The organism is Collimonas sp. GW821-FHT02H07 (assembly GCF_059421505.1).
In genome coordinates, this window is record NZ_JBWKVC010000003.1 from 326,452 (window position 1) to 346,170 (window position 19,719).

Sequence of the window (19,719 nt, forward strand, 5' to 3'; positions counted from 1 at the left end):
GCCTTAGGGCTTGTTGCGGATTGTTGTCTTCTGCGCGATCAGCTGGTCTGGACGTCGTTGCTCACCAGCCATACCCACGATGACGACAGTTCATCGCCGCGTGCCGGCTTGGCGCCGGCGCCGGTGGCCGAAGCGAGGGCGCGGCCATAGGTTTTCACATTGGCGCGCCTGATCGATCTTTCCGTATTCAGACGGGTGTGCTCGTCGCCCAGCACGATAATGGCCTGCAAGATCGCCTGTAATTCATGGTGATCGGCCAGGCTCTCGGCCACGCGCCGCCAGACATCGGCCTTGGTCCAGCGCCGGAAGCGCATGTAGCTGGTCCTCCAGCGGCCGAATTCCGGCGCCAGGTTGCTCCATGTGCCGGTTTTCAGCGCCACCCACAGCACAGCCTCCATGAACAGACGATTGTCGCGGCCGCACATGCCGGAATCCCCTGGCCGCCCTACCAGCAAAGGCTCCAGTTTCTCCCATTGATCATCTCGAAGAACGCGGTTAATTTTCTGCATCTATCTACTCTTTGATTGTTGAACTTGGATCAGGTAGCGCGATTTGTCTTTCGGCAAATCTTTTTCTTTCGAAAATCGCCAGATCATATTCAATCGGTTAACCCTGTCGCTATGCGCTCACCGGTTTGTTAAGTTTAGCGGCTGCATACACACAAAGAGTAAAAGCAAGAGCCTTATGAAACCACTGAAAAATTGGATTTTTAACTATAGTTCACATAAATTAACGATATTTAACCCTAAAATGGGGTTAGATGCACAATCATTCTTTCCACAAGAAAACTAAATGATTTAACTATTTCTTTTGGATAACATTTTTTGACTGTCGGGTTTTCAAGAAAACCAATCGCGATGTTTCACAATCCGATAATTCGAAGTTAACAATTCACCTTGCTTTGCCCATCTCGCCAGCAAAAAAAACGGCGCCCTGCGGCGCCGGTAGCGTATCGGCATACAACTTGCCGCCCGCCGAGATCAGATACTCAGGCAGGTAGCAAGGCAAGGTTATATCTCAGTGCAGGAACCTGCCCGATTTTGCCACCATGGTCAGATCGACGAACTCCGAACCGTTGTGGCTGCTTGGACTGAAGGTGATGAAATAGCCGCCGGCATCGTAATGGCTGACGGTTTCCAGCGCCCGGATCAGACTGTCGCGCGACAGGTTGCTGCCGGCGCGGCGCAGGCCTTCGACAAACACCTTGGCTGCGATGAAGCCTTCCATGCTGACGTAGTCCCATTGCTTCTTGCCGTCCTGCAGATAGTATTTACGGTACTCCTTGACGATGGCATGGGTTTCGTCCCACGGCGCCGGCATGACCTGGGATATCTGCACGCCGCTGGCATCCTTGCCGAGCGCGGTCACCAGCTGCTGGCTGCCGACGAAGGAGATGTTCCAGAACGAGGGCGGGCTGCCGGCGGCGATCATGGCCTTGATGAAGGCTGCGCTGGAATTGTAGGCCGACACCATGATCACCGTCTGCGGCTTGCCGGCGCGGATCTTGGCGACGGCTTCGCCGACCTCGACGCTGTTGCGTTCTACCGTGCCGAGCGCGGCCACTTCGATGCCGCGCTTCTTCAAGGCCCGCGTGACGCCTTCCAGCCCAGCCTTGCCGTAGGCGTCATTCTGGTAAAACACGGCAATCCGCTTCAGCGACAAGGTCGAGATCTGCTGCACGATCTTCTCGGTTTCGACGAAGTAGCTGGCGCGGATATTGAAGACGTTGCGGTTGAACGGTTCGCGCAACGATTGCGCGCCGCTGAACGGCGCGAAGAACGGCACCTTGGCTTTGCTGACTGCCGGAATCGAAGCATTCGAAGTCGGCGTGCCGACATAGCCGAACAAGGCCAGCACCTCATCCTGCTCGATGAATTGCTTGGTATTCGCGGCGGCGCGGTCCGGCTCGTAGCCGTCGTCCAGGGTTTTCAAGACGATCTTGCGGCCGAACACGCCGCCGCTGGCGTTGACCTGATCGAAATAAGCCTGGGCGCCGTCATGCATGCCCTTGCCCAGTTCTTTCGCCGGACCGGAAAACGCTGCCGACTGTCCCAGGGTAATGGTGCTGGAGGTGACGCCGGTTTCGGCCTGGCAGATGGCGGCCGTCAGCAGCAGCGATGAGAGGACAAGTATTTTGTTGAAGCGCATGGGAATCCGATCCTTCACAGGAATTGAGTTGATAGAGACGGCAAGGCCAGCCGATGTTAGCGCTACCGAAAAGCCGCGTAAAACGGCGCCCGCAATTGTGCGGGCCCGATATTTACTTGGTATTGCGAAATGAGCGCGAGATCAGGCGAGGACAAAGCCGATTTGCCTGCACGCTGCAACCTGAATCAGCGCGCAGGCAATAGCAAAAAAACGAGCGCGCGGTTTGTTGCAGTGCAGAAAATTTCGCTAAGTAAAACGCAAAGCAGGTAATGCTGTCAAGCAAGCGAAGCATATTCGTCGCTAAAAAACAGAGAAACGGCTCTCGCTATATTTCCATGGGAATAGCGAAGGCAAGCCTCACGATTCGCGCGAAATTGCCACCTCGCAACATTACCAATATGATGTGGCCACGTTGCGCGGACCGCGCCCCACCCTGTTCCGGTCAGCCAATCCCTTTCATTAGCCGCAGCCGCCTCATCGCTGCGAATACGGAGAAGCCCATGAATCGATTTACCATTCCCATGCTGCTGAGCGTCGCCACGCTGACTGCATCGAACTGCGCCATGGCGGCGACGCCAGCCCCGGCCTGGATAGAAAAAAGCAACGCCGCCGCCCAGATGCTCTTGAAGACGCAAGCCGAGTTCAACCCGGAAAATGCATCGCAACAAGGGATGGCCGAATACGACGACAAGATCATCGACCTGAAACCGGATCTTGAAGCGCGCGAACGCGCAGCCACGCTGGCAGCGATCCGGCAACTGCGCAGCCAGCTGGAGCAGGAGGGCGATCTCAAGGTGCAGCAGGATTTGCGCATCATGATCCGCGCCGCCGAGCTGACCAACGAAGGGCATGACCTCAATGAACGCTACATGCTGCTGTACGAGGACGTCGGCCAGGACATTTTCAGCGGCCAGTTCGCCCTGCTGCAAGACCAGGTCGCCCCGGCCCGCCGTGCTCAGGCGCTGGTGCGGCTAAAACGCTATCTTGGCCTGGAAGCCGGCTACACCCCGCTGACCAAGCTGGCCAAGGCACGTTTCGAAGCGCTGCGCGGCAACGCCAGCCTGCTCGGCCCCTACAACAAGGAAATCGCGCAGGCGCTGGGCAATACCGGCGAATACGTGGACGGCATCCGGCAGCTGTACGCCAAGTACAAGATCGCCGGCGCGGAGGCGGCATTGAGCGCCTTGCAACAGCAGCTCGATGATTACTCGGCGTGGACCAAAAGCGTAGTCATGCCGCGTACGCGCAGCGACTTCAAGCTGCCGCCGGAACTGTATGCCTTCCAGCTGAAACAGATGGGAGTGGATATCCCGCCGGCGCAGCTGATGCGCGAAGCACAGCTGGAGTTCATGGAGACCCAGGCGGCCATGCAGCTGATCGCGCCGATGGTCGCCAAGAGCCAGGGCATCAATGCCAGCGGCTATCGCGATGTCGTGAATGCGCTCAAAAAACAGCAGCTAGACAAGCAGTCTATCGAACCGCACTATCACGCCGTCATCGGCAAGATCGAAGATATCATCCGCCGCGAAAACATCATCACCCTGCCGCAACGGCCCATGGTGATGCGCACCGCGTCCGACGCCGAGAGCGCGCAGGTGCCGGCGCCGCACATGCAGCCGCCGCCGCTGGTCAATAATCAGGGCGAGTCCGGGGAATTCATTCTTTCGCTAGGGGTGCCGGCCAGCACCGGGGTCGCCAACGCCAGGTTCGACGACTTCACCTATAAGGCAGCGGCCTGGTCGCTGACCGCGCATGAAGGACGGCCGGGACATGAATTGCAGTTTGCCGGCATGCTGGAAGGCGGCGTCTCGCTGGCGCGCAGCGTGTTTTCCTTCAACAGCGTCAACGTGGAAGGCTGGGCGCTCTACTCGGAAGCGGAAATGCTGCCGTACGAGCCGCAGGAAGCCCAGCTGGCCGCGCTCGACGCCCGCCTGCTGCGCGCCGCCCGCGCATTCCTGGACCCGATGCTGAACCTGGGACTGATCACGCCCGAGCGCGCGCACGACATCCTGGTGCACGACGTCTGCGCCTCCGAAGCGCTGGCGCAGGAAGAACTGGACCGCTATACATTCCAGAGCCCCGGTCAGGCAACTTCTTACTTTTACGGTTATGCAAGGCTGATGCAATTGCGCGCCGAAGCGCAGATCGCCATGGGTCCGCGCTTCAACCGCAAGGCCTTCAACGACTTTGTCGTCAGCCAGGGCTTGCTGCCGCCGGATGAACTGGCGCATGAAGTGCAAAAGGATTTCGTGCAGCCAACACTGCTGGCCAGGCAAAAATCATAAGACCGGCGGCGGGAGCGCAGTCGCGCGCTTCCTGCCTGCCAGGGGCATCGCACCGGGAGCGCAACGCGATGACTCTTTGAGGCCTGGCGCTTGACAAGAAAACACGAGCAACTCAATTTATTTCCACCTGGCATTTTTGCGCCAATCACCGGCCGCAATCCCTTTGTTTTGTAACCGAAACGCATGCGGGTGACCTTCAATGGTTATAATGAGAATCATTATTAGTAATGGCGTTTGTATGAGACTTTGCGACTTGACCCCGTTTACACCTGCAGTCATCGAACAGGTAGAAGATGTATTGGCTGCGGACCCTATCGCCAAACGTTTGCGCGAACTGGGATTCGTCAACGGCGAAGCGGTCAGCGTAGTGGCGCGCGGCCCGGTCGGCGCCGATCCGCTGATGATACAAATCGGCTTCACCCGTTTCGCCCTGCGTCGCGCCGAAGCGCACCGGGTGCATGTCAACCTGGCTTCCTGAATCAAGCACCATGTCCAGCACTACCTCCCTGCGCATCGCCCTGGTCGGCAATCCCAATTGCGGCAAGACCGCCCTCTTCAACCAGCTGACCGGCAGCCGCCAGAAGGTCGCCAACTATGCCGGCGTCACGGTCGAACGCAAGGAAGGACGCTTCACCGCGCCGTCCGGCCGCGTGTTCCAGCTGCTGGACCTGCCCGGCGCCTACAGCCTGGAAGCGACCAGTCCGGATGAAATGATCACGCGCAAGGTCTGCCTCGGCCAGATGCCGGGCGAGGCGCTGCCCGATCTGGTGGTGTGCGTGGCGGACGCCACCAATCTGCGCCTGCACCTGCGTTTCGTGCTGGAAGTGAAACGGCTGGGCCGGCCGATGGTGCTGGCGCTGAACATGATGGACGCCGCCCGCAAACGCGGCATAGTCATCGACCGCGAAGAACTGGAACGCCGCCTCGGCATTCCGGTGATCGAGACGGTGGCGGTGCGCAGCGGCGGCGCCCGCGCGCTGATCCAGCACCTGGACCAGGCCGGCGCGCCGGCGACAGCAGCCACGGCCGAAACAAGCGACGAGGACTTGCACGCACAGGTGCGCGCGATGCTGGCTGCGGCTGTCGCCATGCCGCGCAATACCTCGATGATCGACGACGCCATCGACCGCTGGGTGCTGCATCCGGTGATAGGACTGGCGCTGCTGGCCGCCATCATGTTCTTCATTTTCCAGGCAGTATTTTCGTGGGCGCAGCCGCTGATGGCGGCAATCCAGGCCGGCGTCAGCGCCGTCGGCGCCTGGGTCGCCGCGGCGATGCCGGAAAGCCTGCTGCGCAGCCTGATCAGCGACGGCATCTTCGGCGGCCTCGGCACCGTGCTGGTGTTCCTGCCGCAGATCCTGATTCTGTTTTTCTTCATCCTGACGCTGGAAGAATCCGGCTACCTGCCGCGCGCCGCCTTCCTGCTGGACCGCATGATGTTCAAGGCGGGGCTCACCGGCCGCTCCTTCATCCCGCTGCTGTCGAGCTTTGCCTGCGCGATTCCCGGCATCATGGCCACGCGCAGCATCCAGGATCCGCGCGACCGCCTGACCACCATCCTGGTGGCGCCGCTGATGACCTGCTCGGCGCGCCTGCCGGTGTATACGCTGCTGATCGCCGCCTTCATTCCCAACACCAGCGTATGGGGCCTGTTCAATATGCAGGGCATCGTGCTGTTCGTGCTGTATGTGGCCGGCATCGCCAGTGCCCTGGCGGTGTCCTGGGTCATCAAGCGCGTGCGCAAGGACAAGAGCGAGCATGCCTTGCTGATGGAGCTGCCCTCCTACCGCCTGCCCGGCGCGCGCAACATCGCCATCGGCCTGTGGGAACGGGCGCTGATCTTCCTGCGCCGCGTCACCACCATCATCCTCGCCCTCACCGTCTTGCTGTGGTTCCTGTCGACCTTCCCCGGCCCGCCCGCAGGCGCCACGATGCCGGCCATCGACTACAGCCTGGCCGGCCGCATCGGCCACCTGCTGGAATACGTGTTTGCGCCGATCGGCTTCAACTGGCAGATCTGCATCGCACTGGTGCCCGGCATGGCGGCGCGTGAAGTGGCGGTATCGGCGCTCGGCACGGTGTACGCCATGTCCGGCAGCGAAGAGGCGATCGCATCGCAGCTCGGGCAGGTGATTGCGCATCAATGGTCGCTGGCGACTGCCTTGTCGTTGCTAGCCTGGTATGTGTTTGCACCGCAATGCATGTCGACGCTGGCGGTGATGCGGCGCGAAACCAACTCCTGGAAGGTCGTCGCCGCCGCCACTGCCTACCTGTTCGGCCTGGCTTACCTGGCCGCTTTCCTGACCTACCAAATCACGAGACTGCTGACATGACGCCCTTCCTGATCGTCCAGGCCCTGATCATCAGCCTGGCGGTAATCGCCAGCCTGGTCTACGCTTGCCGCCGCCTGATGCCGGCCACCAGCCAGCGCCTGCAAGCCAAACTGGCCAACACGCTAAGCCGGTCGTCGCACCCGGCCTTGCTACGCAAACTTGGCAGGCAGCTGCAACCGACAGCAGCAGCGGGCGGTTGCGGCAGTGGATGCGGCTCCTGCTCCAGCGGATGCGCTTCAAACTCCCCAGCAACAGAAGAGCAAGCAGTTAAATTCCGCGCACGGCCTAGCGAATAAAGCGCGCGCTGATTCAGCAGTTGACGCATTAATTGGCATTAATTGGGGTCGGAGTCGAATTAAATAATTCGACTCCGACCCCATTTGACTGCTTTTGCGATTGGCTAATCGTCCTGCAGGGCATAGCGCGCGCAATACTCGTCGGTAATCAAGCCCGACCACCACCCGCCCCGCAACACCGCCCGGATCGCCTCCGCCTTCTTGGCTCCACCCGCCATCCCGATCACCGGCTTCGATGGCGGCGACGTCAGTGGCAGGCTGGTCACCCTATCCTCGATCGGCGACGCAATCAGCCGCCCATCCCCGGCAATCGCATGCCCGATCATCTCCCCCACCGCGCCATGCGCCTGCAACTGCGCCACCTCCGCCGCGGTAAGAAAGCCATCCTCATGCATAGGACAGCCGGGCGCAATCGTGCCGACCCCGATGAACGTCACATCCGCCTGCTGCGCCAGGTCCGCGACGATGCGGTACACCCGGTGATGGCACCACTGCCGCATATCCTCGGCGCTGTCGGCCACCAGCGGCGCCGGCAGCAGGAAGAAGCGCCCCTGCGTCTTGTCCGCCACCGTCAACGCGACGTCATAACGGTTCGACGAACCATCCGCCGCAATCGCCCCCACCATCGACACAATCCGGTGCTGCGGCCGGTCCATTTCACTCACCGCCTCCAGCACCGCCTTCAAGGTACGGCCGGAACCGACATTCACCACCAGCGGATTTTCCTGCTGCAGGTAGCGCTCGACAATCTCGGCGCCCACTACCGCCAGCATCTGCTGCACGCCGGCGTCGTCCACCGCACTGCCGGCCGCTCCCACGCTCGGCACTACATGACATAGTTCCAGGCCATAGCGCTGCTGCAAGGCTGCCGCCAGCTCCAGGCATTCCGATACCGGATGCTCGACCCGCACCTTGACCAGCCCCGATTCGCGCGCATAAGCCACCAGCCGCTGCGCCATCTGCCGCGAAATGCCGAGGTGGTCGGCGATCTCGTTCTGGGTATCGCCAACCACGTAATACATCCACGCAGCGCGGGCCGCGAGATCCAGCTTTTCATTTCTTGATGCCATTTGATGTCCTTTTTCCGTCGACGCACGGTAATTTTTCTGTCTTGTTGCAGCGCAATGCAACTACCGCCTGCGCACGGCTTGCGATCACGAATTGTCCCAGATAGCGCACCGCAACATAAGCATTCGACAGGGATTTATTCGGCAAAAAAAATCTTGACATGACTTGGATCATGATTGATTATTTGCTCAACGAAAAGTCTTTTGCTCAATATTTTCATCGACACACCCGGAAATACAAAATCAAGGGACGGCGTTACAACCGCTTTCAGGCAACCCATCGGGATAGCGCAGAAAGTGACAAAGCGAAGCCGCGCAAGTCGGCATGGCGAATTGATGATTCCTACCACGGAGACAAACATGAAACGTCGCAGCATTTGCAGCAGTCCGTTCACAGCCATCCTGGCCCCTCTTTCCATGGCAATGCTCTGCAGCAGCGCCTGGGCCGCCCCGGTTACCGTCAACATCGCAACGATCAACAATCCGGACATGATCGAACTGCAAAAGCTTTCCACCAATTTCGAAGCCGCCAATCCCGACATCAAGCTGCGCTGGGTGGTGCTGGAAGAAAACGTCTTGCGCCAGCGCGTCACTACCGACATCGCCACCGGCAGCGGCCAGTTCGACCTGATGACCATCGGCGCGTATGAAGCGCCGATCTGGGCCAAGAAAGGCTGGCTGGCGCCGATGGAAGGCTTGCCTGCCAATTACGACGAAGGCGACCTGATCAAGACCGTGCGCGACGGCCTGACCGAAGGCGGCAAGCTGTACGCGCTGCCGTTCTACGCCGAAAGCTCGATGACCTACTACCGCAAGGACCTGTTTGCGGAAAAGGGCTTGAAAATGCCTGAGCATCCGACCTACACGGACATCGCCGGCTTCGCGGAAAAACTCACCGACAAGCAGAACGGCATCGCCGGCATCTGCCTGCGCGGCCGCGCCGGCTGGGGTGAAAACATGGCGCTGGTCGGGACCATGGCGAACACTTTCGGCGCCCGCTGGTTCGATGAAAAATGGCAGCCGCAGCTCAATACGCCGGAATGGAAAAACGCCGTCACCACCTATGTCGACCTGTTGAAAAAATACGGTCCGCAAGGCGCCACCTCCAACGGCTTCAACGAAAACCTGGTGCTGTTCTCCAGCGGCAAATGCGGCATGTGGATCGACGCCACGGTGGCGGCCGGCATGATCTACAGCAGCAAGGAATCGAAAGTGGTCGGCAAGGTGGCGTTTGCGCCGTCGCCGGTGGCCGTCACGCCAAAGGGCGCGCACTGGCTGTGGATCTGGTCGCTGGCGATTCCGAAATCGTCGAAATCGCAAGACGCCGCCAAGAAATTCGCCGCCTGGGCCACTTCCAAGGAATACATCCAGCTGGTCGCCAAGGAAAAGGGCTGGGGCCTGGTGCCTCCCGGCACCCGCATGTCGACCTACGCGTCGCCTGACTACAAGAAGGCCGCGCCGTATTCCGATTTCGTCCTGAGCGCCATCCAGACTGCCGACACCAAAGACCCGACCGCCCAGAAAGTACCTTATACCGGCATCCAGTTTGCGACGATTCCCGAGTTCCAGTCGCTCGGCACGGTAGTCGGCCAGGCGATTGCCGGCGCGCTGGCGGGCAAGTCGACCGTCGACGTGGCGTTGCAGACATCGCAGGCGCAGGCGGACCGGGTGATGCGTCAAGGGCGCTATATCAAATAAATGCGCAAGTAATCCGTAGGGTGGGCACCTCGTGCCCACGCGTGACCGCAATAGCCGGAGTACAGACTCACACGGCAGCAAAGCAGGCAAATACGCGGAGTACATCCACCCGTGGGCACGAGGTGCCCACCCTGCACTCCCGTCAATCGGCGCGAAATAATATAAGAGGTAAATCATGTCCACTCCTTTCGCCCAGGCCGCCAACGCGGCCGCGCCGGCGCGGCCCAGCGCCGGCAAATTCAAGCCGGTACGACTGCTGCAAACGCCTTCAGTGCTGTTGCTGCTGCTGTGGATGATCGTGCCGCTGGCGATGACGCTGTACTTCTCGGTCATCCGCTACAACCTGATGATGCCGGATGCTACCGGCTTCGTCGGCCTGGACAACTACGCCTTCCTGCTCAGCGATCCGGCATTCTGGCCGTCGATCCTCAATACGCTGGTGCTGATCGGCTCGGTGCTGGTCATCAGCGTGGTCGGCGGCACCTTGCTGGCGGTGCTGTTCGACCAGCCCTTCTTCGGCCGCGGCATCGCCCGCCTGCTGGTGATCGGCCCCTTCTTCGTGATGCCGACCGTGGCCGCCCTGATCTGGAAAAACATGATCCTGCATCCGGTCTACGGCCTGCTGGCATGGGCCATGCGCCTGGTCGGCCTGGAACCGGTCGACTGGCTGGCTGAATACCCGATGCTGTCGGTGATCATGATCGTCGCCTGGCAATGGATCCCGTTCGCCTTCCTGATCCTGCTGACCGCGCTGCAATCGCTGGACATGGAACAGAAAGAAGCGGCGCAGCTGGACGGCGCCGGGCCGGTGCGGGTGTTCTGGTATGTGGTGCTGCCGCATCTCAAGCGCGCCATCACGGTCGTCATCATGATCGAAACCATTTTCCTGCTGTCGATCTTCGCCGAAATCTTCACCACCACCGCCGGCGGCCCCGGCACGGCGACCACCAACCTGGCTTACCTGGTGTATTCGATCGGCCTGCAGCAATTCGATATCGGCATCGCCTCGGCCGGCGGCATCATCGCCGTGGTGCTGGCTAACATTGTGTCGTTCTTCCTGGTGCGGATGATGGCCAAGAACCTGAAAGGAGCGAACGAAAAATGAAAGCTAAAAACATCAATCGCCTGTGGCTGGGCGTGCTGGCTTGGGCCTGCGCCATCGTCCTGTTCTTCCCCATCTTCTGGGTGGCGATCACCGCCTTCAAGACCGAGCACCAGGCTTATGTGCCGAGCCTGCTTTTCTGGCCGACGCTGGAAAGCTTCCACGAGGTGCTGGCGCGCAGCAGCTACATGAACTTCGTCAGCAACTCGCTGATCGTCTCGCTCGGCTCCACCGCGCTGGCGCTGCTGATCGCGGTGCCGGCGGCCTACTCGATGGCTTTTTTCCCTACCGCCAAGACCCAGAAACTGCTGCTGTGGATGCTGTCGACCAAGATGATGCCCGCAGTCGGCGTGCTGATCCCGATCTACCTGCTGGCCAAGAATACCGGCCTGCTCGATACCGTGACCGGCCTGACCATCATCTATACCCTGATCAACCTGCCGATCGCGGTGTGGATGGCGTTCACTTACTTCAACGACGTGCCCAAGGAAATCCTGGAAGCGGCGCGCATAGACGGCGCCAACGCCTGGCAGGAAATGCTGTACCTGCTGCTGCCGACGTCGATGCCGGGACTGGTCTCGACCGCGCTGCTGCTGATCATCCTGTCCTGGAACGAAGCATTCTGGAGCATCAACCTGACCAGCGTCAGCGGCGCACCGCTGACCGTCTTCATCGCTTCCTATTCGAATCCGGAAGGCTTGTTCTGGGCCAAGCTGTCAGCCGCTTCCCTGCTGGCGATCGCGCCGATCATGGTGCTTGGCTGGCTGGCGCAAAAGCAGCTGGTGCGCGGCCTGACCTTTGGCGCGGTGAAATGACGCTGATGACGAATACCGCAATGAACCAACATATCACGCACCTGATCTGTGACTGCGACGGCGTCCTGCTGGACAGCGAAAGCATCGCCCTCGCTGTCCTGCATCGGCAGCTGGGCAGCTACCTGCCGCGCAGCCTGGTGCGAGGCGACAGCCAGACCGAACTGGCGCTCGAGCTGGCACTGCATGGCGCGATTGCCGAACGGCTGGGCATGATGACCGACCAGCTGCTGGATGAGCTCAACGCCCAGTTCAGCCTCGGCTTGCTGGCGCCCGATTACTCCGCCATCAACCTGGCCGTCAGCCGCGCCTGCAGCGAAGAAGTCACGGCGGTGCCGGGCGTCATCGACGTGCTGGCGGCGATCCCCTTGCCCAAGGCCGTCGCCAGCAACAGCAGCCTGCTGCGCATAGCCGCCGGCTTGCGTCGCTGCGGCTTGCTGGAACTGTTCGACGGCCATATCCACAGCGGCCACGACATGGGCACGCCCAAGCCGGCGCCGGATGTCTACCTGGCGGCCGCCGCCGGCTTCCAGGTCGCGCCGCGGCATTGCATCGCCATCGACGACAGCGTTACCGGCGTCCGGTCCGCAGTCGCCGCCGGCATCCGCGTGTTCGGCTTTACCGGCGTTGCCCACGATCGCGGCCAGGCTGCCGCGCGCCTGCTGGCGGCGGGCGCCGAACAGGTATTCGAAAACATGCAGCAGCTGCCCGGCCTGCTGGCGGCTTAGTGACACGATTGCAGTCATCGCCTTGGCGCTGAGCGGCACGGCGATTCGAGAATAAAACAGAAGGAGACCATCATGGCAGGCGTAAAAATCAGGAACCTCATCAAGAGCTACGACGACAATGAAGTCATGCGCGACATCAACCTGGATATCGACGATGGCGAATTCGTGGTCTTCGTCGGCCCCAGCGGTTGCGGCAAATCCACCCTGCTGCGCATGATCGCCGGCCTGGAAGACATCAGCAGCGGCGACCTGTTCATCGGCGACACCCGCATGAACGACGTGCCGCCGGCCAAGCGCGGCATCGCCATGGTGTTCCAGTCCTATGCGCTGTACCCGCACATGACGCTGTACGACAACATGGCTTTCGGCCTGAAGATCGCCGGCAAATCGAAAGCCGAGATCGACGCCGCCGTGCAGAAGGCTGCCAAGACTCTGCATATCGACCATCTGCTGGACCGCAAGCCCAAGGCCCTCTCCGGCGGCCAGCGCCAGCGCGTCGCCATCGGCCGCGCCATCACCCGCGAACCCAGCGTGTTCCTGTTCGACGAACCGCTGTCCAACCTGGATTCGGCGTTGCGGGTCAAGATGCGCCTGGAGTTTTCACGGCTGCACGACCAGCTCAAGACCACCATGATCTATGTCACCCACGACCAGATCGAAGCCATGACCCTGGCCGACAAGATCGTGGTGCTGTCGGCCGGCCGCATCGAGCAGATCGGCTCGCCGCAGCAGCTATACCATCATCCGGCCAACCGTTTCGTGGCCGGCTTCATCGGCTCGCCGAAGATGAATTTCATCGACGGCAAAGTGGTCGCTATCGGCAACAACGGCGTGCTGGTGGAACTGGCCAGCGGCGGCCGCCAATCGGTCGCGGTGGATGGCGGCAGCCTGCAGATCGGCGCCGCGGTCAGCATCGGCGTGCGCGCCGAGCACCTGATGCTGGATGCGCAGACGCCGATGCTCAAAGCCAGATTCACGGTGCTGGAAGCGCTCGGCGATTTTTCCTATCTGTATGCCGATTCGACGGCATCCGAAGAACCGCTGGTGCTGCGGGTGGCCGACACCGTCAGCATGCAGCATGGCAGCGAGATCGGCGTCTCCGCCGACCCGCTGCGCTGCCATCTGTTCGACCAGAGCGGCCGCGCCCTGCCCCGGCTGGATGTCGCCGGCGGCGCCGCAGCGGCGGACCAGAACCGCGCAGCTGCACAGGTGGCATAAGACCGTCGCCAACCGGACAACTATCGAGAACCGCGCTTTCGTCATTTGCTTTTGTCATTCGCATTTATCAATCGCATTTATCAATATTCATCAGGACTCATCATGCAAGTCACTTCCTCCGCTGCCAATGGGCCCGAACAGTTCTGGCTGCACATAGGCGCAGGCTCCTTCCACCGCGCCCACCAGGCGGTCTATCTTCACCACCTGATGGAGAGCGGCGACCGCAGCTGGTCGCTGGCGCTGGCCAACATCCGCGACGACATGACGCCGCTGCTGGATGCGCTGGAACGGCAGGACGGCGCCTATACGCTGGAAACCGTCACGCCCGGCGGCGTACGCAGCTATGAAGTGATACGCTCGATCAAGACCATCGTGCCGTGGGACGCTGCGCTGCTGGAACTGACCGCCATCGGCGCCCGCAGCAGCACCAAGGTAATTTCCTTCACCGTCACCGAAGGCGGCTACTATCTCGATCACCAGCATCGCCTCGATACCGCCAACCCGGACCTGGCCGCCGACCTGCAAGGCGAACTGAACACCATCTACGGCGCCATGACCGCCATCCTGCGCGCCCGCGCCGCAGCCAACGGCGGCCCTGTGACTCTGCTCAACTGCGACAACCTGCGCCATAACGGCGAACGCTTCCATGACGGCTTGCTGCAGTTTCTTGCACTGCGCGGCGAGACCGCCTTGCAGCAATGGGTAAAGGAACATGCCCGCAGCCCCAACTCCATGGTCGACCGCATCACGCCGCGCCCCACCGACGAAGTGCGGGCGCGCGTGGCGCAGGCTTGCGGTGAGCCTGATCCATGCGCGATCATGGCCGAATCGTTCATCCAGTGGGTGATCGAGGATGACTTTGCCGCCGGCCGTCCGGCGCTGGAAAAAGTCGGCGTCGAAATGGTGAAATCGGTGCTGCCCTACGAAGAAGCCAAGATCCGCATACTCAACGCCACCCACAGCTGCGTCGCCTGGGCCGGCACGCTGGTGGGGCTGACCTATATCGACCAGGATTGCGCGCGTCCGGATATCCGCAAAATGGCCTTCGACTATGTGACGCAGGATGTCATTCCCTGCCTGACGCCCAGCCCGCTCAATCTGGAAAGCTACCGCGACACCGTGCTGGAACGCTTCAGCAATCCGAATATCCAGGACAGCAACCAGCGCGTCGCCGCCGACGGCTTCTCCAAGATCCCTGGCTTCATCGCGCCGACCCTGCAGGAATGCCTGGCGCGCGGCGTCGTGCCGCATGCCACGCTGATGCTGCCGGCGCTGTTCTTCCTGTTCCTGCAGCGCTGGGCCAGCGGCGAGCTGCCCTACGCCTACCAGGACGGCGTGTTCGACGCCACCGCCACCCGCGCCATGCTGGCCAGCGCCGACCCGCTGCGCGCCTATTGCGCCGATACCGCCTTATGGGGCAAACTAGCTGGCAGCGCGCAGCTGGAATTGCCGCTGCGCGAGGCGGTCATCCGCGTCCAGGATTGGCTGGCGCAGCAGCACTGAATCGACTCGAATAACGCGACCGATGGCGCAGGCCGGGATTGAACCGGCCGGCACCAGATCACCCTGCCTGCAGCAAAACGCCACACCCAAAGAGGAATTGCAACATGTATCTGGGCATAGACCTGGGCACCTCGGAAGTCAAGGTAGTCCTGATGGACCAGGCCGGCAATCTGCTGGCCGACGCCGGCTCCGCACTCACTGTCTCGCGGCCGCAGCCGCGCTGGTCGGAGCAGGATCCCGAGCAGTGGTGGCAAGCCACCGGCGACACCATCGCCAAGCTGCGCGCCAAGGCGCCGCAGCAGTTCAGCGCAGTGCGCGCCATCGGCCTGTCCGGCCAGATGCATGGCGCGGTGCTACTCGATGCCAAAGACAAGGTATTGCGTCCCGCGATCTTGTGGAACGACCTGCGCAGCATCAGCGAATGCGCCGAACTTACCGAGCGCGCGCCGCAACTGCACCAGATCGCCGGCAACCTCGCCATGCCCGGCTTTACTGCCCCCAAGCTGCTCTGGCTGGCGCGCCATGAACCTGAAATATTCGCCGCCATGGCGACCGTGCTGCTGCCCAAGGACTGGCTGCGCCTGAAACTCACCGGCAACAAAGTCTCCGAACCCTCCGACGCCGCCGGCACGCTGTGGCTGGACGTCGCCAAACGCGACTGGTCCGACCAGCTGCTGGCCGCCACCGGCATGCGGCGCGCGCACATGCCGCGCCTGGTGGAAGGCGGCGAATCCTCCGGCACGCTGCTGCCTGAAGTCGCCAAGGCGTGGGGCCTGTCGCCCGCGGTCATCGTCGCCGGCGGCGGCGGCGACGGCGCCGCCAGCGCGGTCGGCATCGGCGCGGTCAATCCCGGCGACGGCTTCATATCGCTAGGCACCTCCGGCGTGCTGTTCGTCGTCAACGACCGCTTCCGCCCCAATCCCGCCCAGGCAGTACACGCCTTCTGCCACGCCCTGCCCGGCCGCTGGCACCAGATGAGCGTGATGCTCTCCGCCGCCAGCTGCCTGCGCTGGTTCTGCCGCCTGGTCAGCGTCGACGAAGCCACCCTGCTCAACGAAATCGCAACGCTAAGCGCCGCCGAACTGGAAAACGCACCGCTGTTCCTGCCCTACCTGTCCGGCGAACGCACGCCCCACAACGACCCCTACGCCCAAGGCGTCTTCCACGGCCTGTCGCACGCCCACGGCCGTGCCGCCCTGGGCTACGCCGTGATCGAAGGCGTCAGCTTCGGCATGGCCGACGGCCTGCATGCCCTGCACACGGCAGGTACCGAAGTGACCGAACTGTCGCTGGTAGGCGGCGGCTCGCGCAGCCCCTACTGGGCGCAACTGATCGCCGACACGCTGAACGTGCGGATGGTGACCCACATCGGCAGCGAAACCGGCGGCGCGCTTGGCGCTGCACGGCTGGCCTGGCTGGCGGCCAATGATCAATCCGACAAGGAAGCCGTCATTTGCGCCAAGCCGCCGCAACGCGAAGCATTCACGCCCAACCCGCTGCGCCATGCGGCTTTGCAGCCGCGGCTGGAGGCTTACCGAGACATTTACCGCTGCCGGCCGCAACGCGCCGCAGACCCCGATCTGGGTCCGCATTGACCGGGCTTCACTTTTGATTAATTGCTGATAAAATCATTGTCAGCTTTTGCAGGATATCTTGCGAGAGCAGTGCCGGTGTAGCTCAGTTGGTAGAGCAATTCATTCGTAATGAAGAGGTCGGGGGTTCGACTCCTCTCTCCGGCACCAGCTTCAATTCCTCGTCTGCGAGCATTTTAAATGCCTCGCCTCTATCTATCCCTGCCTCGTCTGCAATCAGTAGCGCTAAGTGGAATGGTGGTAGTCGCTTTCCTTTTGCGTATGTATCGAGACTTTTCTGTGGCACCCCCCATTGCTTAGCTGCGGCGTTCACTGATCTTCCTTTCAGTGCCTTAGCTATCATTTCTGCGTAACTCATAGTTATTCCTCATTAGCAATAATTAGCCCAAATGAACTAATATCTTAATTAGCTCAAATGAACTTAGGTCATTTGGACTCACGGGTTAACCATACATCATTTCTAATGACGCTGCCATGTCTACCGTAGATCGAATTCGCTTAAGCCATCTTTTCCACAACCAGATATCCGGTATCGCCTTTGGCGACGATGAGGATGCGTTCTGGATTCTGCACTCGCTCGGTGGCATGGCAGGGGCGTGGTAATGGGCCGCTACCTACGTATGGTCAAGCTCGGCGATGGCATGAGCATTCCTGTTGCACGCGACATAGGCGCTGAGGTGACGTCCGGCGTTGTTCCGCAGCTTCGATACTGCCTCGATGCCTCTGAGGACGCTATCCACCAGGGCGATATCGGTTTCTGCTCTGTGTCTCCGTCTATTGAGGGTATCTGTGCTGCTGCTGAGCTTTTCACCGGTCCCGATTCTTTCACCCGTGCCTGTAACTACGTCACTGCTCAACGACAGGTCTATCAGCGCGTTCTTGATGAGTGCCTGAAGTCGTGTGTATGGGTCGAAGAATGTCATTGGTGTGGTCATGACATTGCTAATTGCTCCTGCGGTAGTTCCGATGTGTAAACGTCCTTGCTCTTATCGCCATTGGTGGCGCCAAATTCCGCTTTTCACCCGCGCATAAGCGCTTTTTAAAACTCCTAAAAGGAAACTGCCATGTCCGCAATCGATAACAAACACTTGCTTGAAATAGTCAATATCGTTCCACAGGAATACCCTGCAAAAGATGGTCGTGCGGCCGGAAAAATCTTTAAGGCGCAATGCCTCATGCATGGCGGTGATGGCGGTGTACTCATTGGGCAGCTGATGCTGCCTAAGCATCTGATCGAGACGCCTCCGGGCAAGTACTTGGCAGAGTTTGAGCTCGCTGTCGACTACAAGATGCAGGTCGTTCCGCGTGTCACTGTTTTGCATCCCTGGGCGAACCGGCAGCCTGTGCCCGCTGCTGACCAGAAACCTGCCACGAAGGCAGCGTAATCATGCGGCCAGAGCTCCAATTTGCGTATGCCATGGCGGCGCTCTGGCTTTCTTTCCCAATGAGCGTATGCGGCGTGTACGTGCTTCGCAGATTGCTCTGTTCTTTGGAGTTTTAACCGATGCCCACTATCACTGTCTCAGCCGATGATGATCGGCATTCGCAACATGGGGAGTTTCTCGATTTCGTCGATTCCCCTTTGTCCGCAGCCATGGATTGGGGCGACGTTTTTCCCGATGAGGAGATTGACGTTGATTGGTCTGAGATGACTGAGGACGACTTCTCGCAGTTAGATTGACGTGGCTACGTGCGCCGTAGCCGTGCAACAAGCGAACGGGTCATACGCGTTGTTTATTGACCCGTCCGTGACCGATGTATCGACGTGCAGTTATGTCGTGCAAAGCGGGCCAGATATCGCGAATAGTTTGCTCACGATGTCGGCTCAGGATGGCGCTATTTACGGGTCGGCGATTGCTGGCTTATTTATAGCTGCTTGGGTAGTTTCCGCAATTTCGCGGGTTATCAATGGAGGTTCAAATGAAAGTACGTGATTATCTGAAGGGTGCCGTAGCCGCGCTGGCCGTTAGCGCAATCGGTATGGGCAATGCGTTTGCTGTGGCTGATACCACGGCTATCGACGCTGGGAAAACCGATGTCGGCACTTATGGTGCCGCCATTCTGGCAGTTGTTGTCGCTATCGCTGTGATCGCCTGGGCGCGTCGCATTATCCATTAATTCGACGGGCTTTCCGTGCGTGGTGCGGGGGGCTTCGGCTCCCCGATTTTGTTTACGGGGGATGTATGGGGCTGCTGGTAATCATCGCCATCGTTGGTGGCACTTGGATCCTACTTAGATCATGACCAACATACTTAAACGAATTCTGGTGGGCGTGTGCATTGCGCTGGTGTTGATGCTTGTGCATAAAGTGTCTCACGCTGCTGGCTATGGCTGGACTACTGGGACTGGCTCTTACGCTACGCCGTTAGCGGCTTGTGCCTCAGCTGCTGATGGCGCGAATCAATCAGGGTCTCCAGTTCATGTCATCACGCAAAACGTTACTTCGGCTACTGCCGATTGCATGCTTCATAATGACGATGGTGCTGCCGGCTATCATAAATTTTCGACTGCTTACGTAGTTGGCTCTTGTGATGCACCTAATGCCGTGGACGGCACTGGCGCGTGTATGCCTCCTGCTTGTACGTCACCCTCTTTCATGTGGGGCGGTTCTTGTCATGCCCCTTGCCCCTCTGGCCAGGTGCCGCAGCAACCCGGTTCTGTTGGCACTGGTTGCTATATACCTGGGCGTGATGGCTGTGATTTTGGCATGCACAATGACAGTACAGGCGGTTATAACCAGTGCATAAAGGACTGTACTTTGAGCCAGGAGGAAAACGCTACCGGCCAGTGCATTCCAAAGAAACTGTGTGCTCCTTATGAGGCTCTGGATGCTAATGGCTTCTGCCGTAGTAACACTAGTCCCACAGCGCCGCCCAAGCCGCCGTTGAACCCGCCTAACGATGATGGAACTTGCCCTTCCGGCGCAACGAATATCGG

20 protein-coding genes and 1 tRNA gene are annotated in these 19,719 nt (G+C 60.4%); 15 read left to right on the forward strand and 6 right to left on the reverse strand.

What is annotated here, in order from left to right:
* Positions 1-38: 38 nt before the first annotated feature.
* Together AC07V8_RS07520 and AC07V8_RS07525 are read right to left on the reverse strand one after the other, a co-directional pair.
* The gene (locus AC07V8_RS07520; protein WP_494678982.1) at positions 39-509 is read right to left on the reverse strand and encodes a transposase; all 471 of its coding nucleotides are present in this window, start codon (positions 507-509) and stop codon (positions 39-41) included.
* 508 nt (positions 510-1,017) lie between these two features.
* Positions 1,018-2,148, reverse strand: coding sequence for an ABC transporter substrate-binding protein (locus tag AC07V8_RS07525; protein WP_494678981.1), 1,131 nt, complete (start codon positions 2,146-2,148; stop codon positions 1,018-1,020).
* A 500-nt stretch (positions 2,149-2,648) separates the two neighbouring features.
* Here AC07V8_RS07525 and AC07V8_RS07530 point away from each other — a divergent pair, with 500 nt between their 5' ends.
* The 4 genes from AC07V8_RS07530 to AC07V8_RS07545 all read left to right on the forward strand — a co-directional run bounded on the left by AC07V8_RS07530 (position 2,649) and on the right by AC07V8_RS07545 (position 7,062).
* Positions 2,649-4,433 carry a DUF885 domain-containing protein gene (locus AC07V8_RS07530; protein ID WP_494678980.1) on the forward strand — a complete coding sequence of 595 codons (1,785 nt, stop codon included), beginning with the start codon at positions 2,649-2,651 and terminating at the stop codon, positions 4,431-4,433.
* 253 nt (positions 4,434-4,686) lie between these two features.
* On the forward strand, positions 4,687-4,911 hold the full coding sequence (locus AC07V8_RS07535; RefSeq protein ID WP_233212355.1) for a FeoA family protein: 225 nt from the start codon (positions 4,687-4,689) through the stop codon (positions 4,909-4,911).
* Positions 4,912-4,921: 10 nt separating this feature from the next.
* A complete protein-coding gene (feoB, locus tag AC07V8_RS07540; RefSeq protein ID WP_494678979.1) occupies positions 4,922-6,766 on the forward strand; it encodes a ferrous iron transporter B in 1,845 nt (614 codons plus the stop codon).
* Entirely contained in the window at positions 6,763-7,062 is a 300-nt protein-coding gene (locus AC07V8_RS07545; RefSeq protein ID WP_494678978.1) for a DUF6587 family protein, read from the forward strand. The genes feoB and AC07V8_RS07545 overlap by 4 nt, the downstream gene beginning before the upstream one ends.
* 104 nt (positions 7,063-7,166) lie before the next feature.
* On the opposite strand, the gene AC07V8_RS07550 is transcribed toward AC07V8_RS07545, so the two are convergent.
* From AC07V8_RS07550 to AC07V8_RS07560, 3 genes are read right to left on the reverse strand one after another with little or no spacing between them, the layout of a single operon-like run.
* Positions 7,167-8,132: a sugar-binding transcriptional regulator gene (locus AC07V8_RS07550; protein ID WP_494678977.1), complete on the reverse strand. Its 966-nt coding sequence runs from the start codon at positions 8,130-8,132 to the stop codon at positions 7,167-7,169.
* A complete protein-coding gene (locus tag AC07V8_RS07555; RefSeq protein WP_494678976.1) occupies positions 8,116-8,304 on the reverse strand; it encodes a hypothetical protein in 189 nt (62 codons plus the stop codon). The genes AC07V8_RS07550 and AC07V8_RS07555 overlap by 17 nt, the downstream gene beginning before the upstream one ends.
* Complete coding sequence (locus AC07V8_RS07560; RefSeq protein ID WP_494679092.1) at positions 8,267-8,620, reverse strand: hypothetical protein; 354 nt, start codon at positions 8,618-8,620, stop codon at positions 8,267-8,269. The genes AC07V8_RS07555 and AC07V8_RS07560 overlap by 38 nt, the downstream gene beginning before the upstream one ends.
* On the opposite strand from AC07V8_RS07560, the gene AC07V8_RS07565 reads away from it, so the two are divergent.
* The 8 genes from AC07V8_RS07565 to AC07V8_RS07600 all read left to right on the forward strand — a co-directional run bounded on the left by AC07V8_RS07565 (position 8,547) and on the right by AC07V8_RS07600 (position 16,932).
* Complete coding sequence (locus AC07V8_RS07565; protein ID WP_494679089.1) at positions 8,547-9,827, forward strand: ABC transporter substrate-binding protein; 1,281 nt, start codon at positions 8,547-8,549, stop codon at positions 9,825-9,827. The genes AC07V8_RS07560 and AC07V8_RS07565 overlap by 74 nt on opposite strands.
* 175 nt (positions 9,828-10,002) lie before the next feature.
* Positions 10,003-10,932 carry a carbohydrate ABC transporter permease gene (locus AC07V8_RS07570; protein WP_494678975.1) on the forward strand — a complete coding sequence of 310 codons (930 nt, stop codon included), beginning with the start codon at positions 10,003-10,005 and terminating at the stop codon, positions 10,930-10,932.
* Positions 10,929-11,744: a carbohydrate ABC transporter permease gene (locus AC07V8_RS07575; protein WP_494678974.1), complete on the forward strand. Its 816-nt coding sequence runs from the start codon at positions 10,929-10,931 to the stop codon at positions 11,742-11,744. The genes AC07V8_RS07570 and AC07V8_RS07575 overlap by 4 nt, the downstream gene beginning before the upstream one ends.
* 20 nt (positions 11,745-11,764) lie before the next feature.
* A complete protein-coding gene (locus AC07V8_RS07580) occupies positions 11,765-12,469 on the forward strand; it encodes an HAD-IA family hydrolase (RefSeq protein ID WP_494678973.1) in 705 nt (234 codons plus the stop codon).
* Between the two features lie 72 nt (positions 12,470-12,541).
* Entirely contained in the window at positions 12,542-13,687 is a 1,146-nt protein-coding gene (locus AC07V8_RS07585; protein WP_494678972.1) for an ABC transporter ATP-binding protein, read from the forward strand.
* Positions 13,688-13,789: 102 nt separating this feature from the next.
* A complete protein-coding gene (gene dalD / locus AC07V8_RS07590) occupies positions 13,790-15,190 on the forward strand; it encodes a D-arabinitol 4-dehydrogenase (RefSeq protein ID WP_494678971.1) in 1,401 nt (466 codons plus the stop codon).
* A gap of 104 nt (positions 15,191-15,294) precedes the next feature.
* The gene (gene xylB, locus AC07V8_RS07595; RefSeq protein WP_494678970.1) at positions 15,295-16,785 is read left to right on the forward strand and encodes a xylulokinase; all 1,491 of its coding nucleotides are present in this window, start codon (positions 15,295-15,297) and stop codon (positions 16,783-16,785) included.
* Between the two features lie 71 nt (positions 16,786-16,856).
* Positions 16,857-16,932, forward strand: a tRNA-Thr gene (locus AC07V8_RS07600).
* 464 nt (positions 16,933-17,396) lie between these two features.
* Here the strand turns inward: AC07V8_RS07600 and AC07V8_RS07605 are convergent.
* Positions 17,397-17,717, reverse strand: coding sequence for a hypothetical protein (locus AC07V8_RS07605; RefSeq protein ID WP_494678969.1), 321 nt, complete (start codon positions 17,715-17,717; stop codon positions 17,397-17,399).
* Positions 17,718-17,846: 129 nt separating this feature from the next.
* Between AC07V8_RS07605 and AC07V8_RS07610 the strand changes: the two genes are divergently transcribed.
* The 3 genes from AC07V8_RS07610 to AC07V8_RS07620 all read left to right on the forward strand — a co-directional run bounded on the left by AC07V8_RS07610 (position 17,847) and on the right by AC07V8_RS07620 (position 18,900).
* On the forward strand, positions 17,847-18,167 hold the full coding sequence (locus AC07V8_RS07610) for a hypothetical protein (RefSeq protein ID WP_494678968.1): 321 nt from the start codon (positions 17,847-17,849) through the stop codon (positions 18,165-18,167).
* Positions 18,168-18,286: 119 nt separating this feature from the next.
* Positions 18,287-18,463, forward strand: coding sequence for a hypothetical protein (locus AC07V8_RS07615; RefSeq protein ID WP_494678967.1), 177 nt, complete (start codon positions 18,287-18,289; stop codon positions 18,461-18,463).
* A gap of 239 nt (positions 18,464-18,702) precedes the next feature.
* Positions 18,703-18,900: a major capsid protein gene (locus AC07V8_RS07620; protein WP_494678966.1), complete on the forward strand. Its 198-nt coding sequence runs from the start codon at positions 18,703-18,705 to the stop codon at positions 18,898-18,900.
* Positions 18,901-19,719: the final 819 nt, after the last annotated feature.

Bases quoted from the DNA above. Each gene is read 5' to 3' on its own strand.
- AC07V8_RS07520 (WP_494678982.1), bottom strand. From the start codon at position 509: ATGCAGAAAATTAACCGCGTTCTTCGAGATGATCAATGGGAGAAACTG.
- AC07V8_RS07525 (WP_494678981.1), bottom strand. From the start codon at position 2,148: ATGCGCTTCAACAAAATACTTGTCCTCTCATCGCTGCTGCTGACGGCC.
- AC07V8_RS07530 (WP_494678980.1), top strand. From the start codon at position 2,649: ATGAATCGATTTACCATTCCCATGCTGCTGAGCGTCGCCACGCTGACT.
- feoB (WP_494678979.1), top strand. From the start codon at position 4,922: ATGTCCAGCACTACCTCCCTGCGCATCGCCCTGGTCGGCAATCCCAAT.
- AC07V8_RS07545 (WP_494678978.1), top strand. From the start codon at position 6,763: ATGACGCCCTTCCTGATCGTCCAGGCCCTGATCATCAGCCTGGCGGTA.
- AC07V8_RS07550 (WP_494678977.1), bottom strand. From the start codon at position 8,132: ATGGCATCAAGAAATGAAAAGCTGGATCTCGCGGCCCGCGCTGCGTGG.
- AC07V8_RS07555 (WP_494678976.1), bottom strand. From the start codon at position 8,304: ATGATCCAAGTCATGTCAAGATTTTTTTTGCCGAATAAATCCCTGTCG.
- AC07V8_RS07565 (WP_494679089.1), top strand. From the start codon at position 8,547: ATGGCAATGCTCTGCAGCAGCGCCTGGGCCGCCCCGGTTACCGTCAAC.
- AC07V8_RS07560 (WP_494679092.1), bottom strand. From the start codon at position 8,620: ATGTCCGGATTGTTGATCGTTGCGATGTTGACGGTAACCGGGGCGGCC.
- AC07V8_RS07570 (WP_494678975.1), top strand. From the start codon at position 10,003: ATGTCCACTCCTTTCGCCCAGGCCGCCAACGCGGCCGCGCCGGCGCGG.
- AC07V8_RS07575 (WP_494678974.1), top strand. From the start codon at position 10,929: ATGAAAGCTAAAAACATCAATCGCCTGTGGCTGGGCGTGCTGGCTTGG.
- AC07V8_RS07580 (WP_494678973.1), top strand. From the start codon at position 11,765: ATGAACCAACATATCACGCACCTGATCTGTGACTGCGACGGCGTCCTG.
- AC07V8_RS07585 (WP_494678972.1), top strand. From the start codon at position 12,542: ATGGCAGGCGTAAAAATCAGGAACCTCATCAAGAGCTACGACGACAAT.
- dalD (WP_494678971.1), top strand. From the start codon at position 13,790: ATGCAAGTCACTTCCTCCGCTGCCAATGGGCCCGAACAGTTCTGGCTG.
- xylB (WP_494678970.1), top strand. From the start codon at position 15,295: ATGTATCTGGGCATAGACCTGGGCACCTCGGAAGTCAAGGTAGTCCTG.
- AC07V8_RS07605 (WP_494678969.1), bottom strand. From the start codon at position 17,717: ATGACCACACCAATGACATTCTTCGACCCATACACACGACTTCAGGCA.
- AC07V8_RS07610 (WP_494678968.1), top strand. From the start codon at position 17,847: ATGTCCGCAATCGATAACAAACACTTGCTTGAAATAGTCAATATCGTT.
- AC07V8_RS07615 (WP_494678967.1), top strand. From the start codon at position 18,287: ATGCCCACTATCACTGTCTCAGCCGATGATGATCGGCATTCGCAACAT.
- AC07V8_RS07620 (WP_494678966.1), top strand. From the start codon at position 18,703: ATGAAAGTACGTGATTATCTGAAGGGTGCCGTAGCCGCGCTGGCCGTT.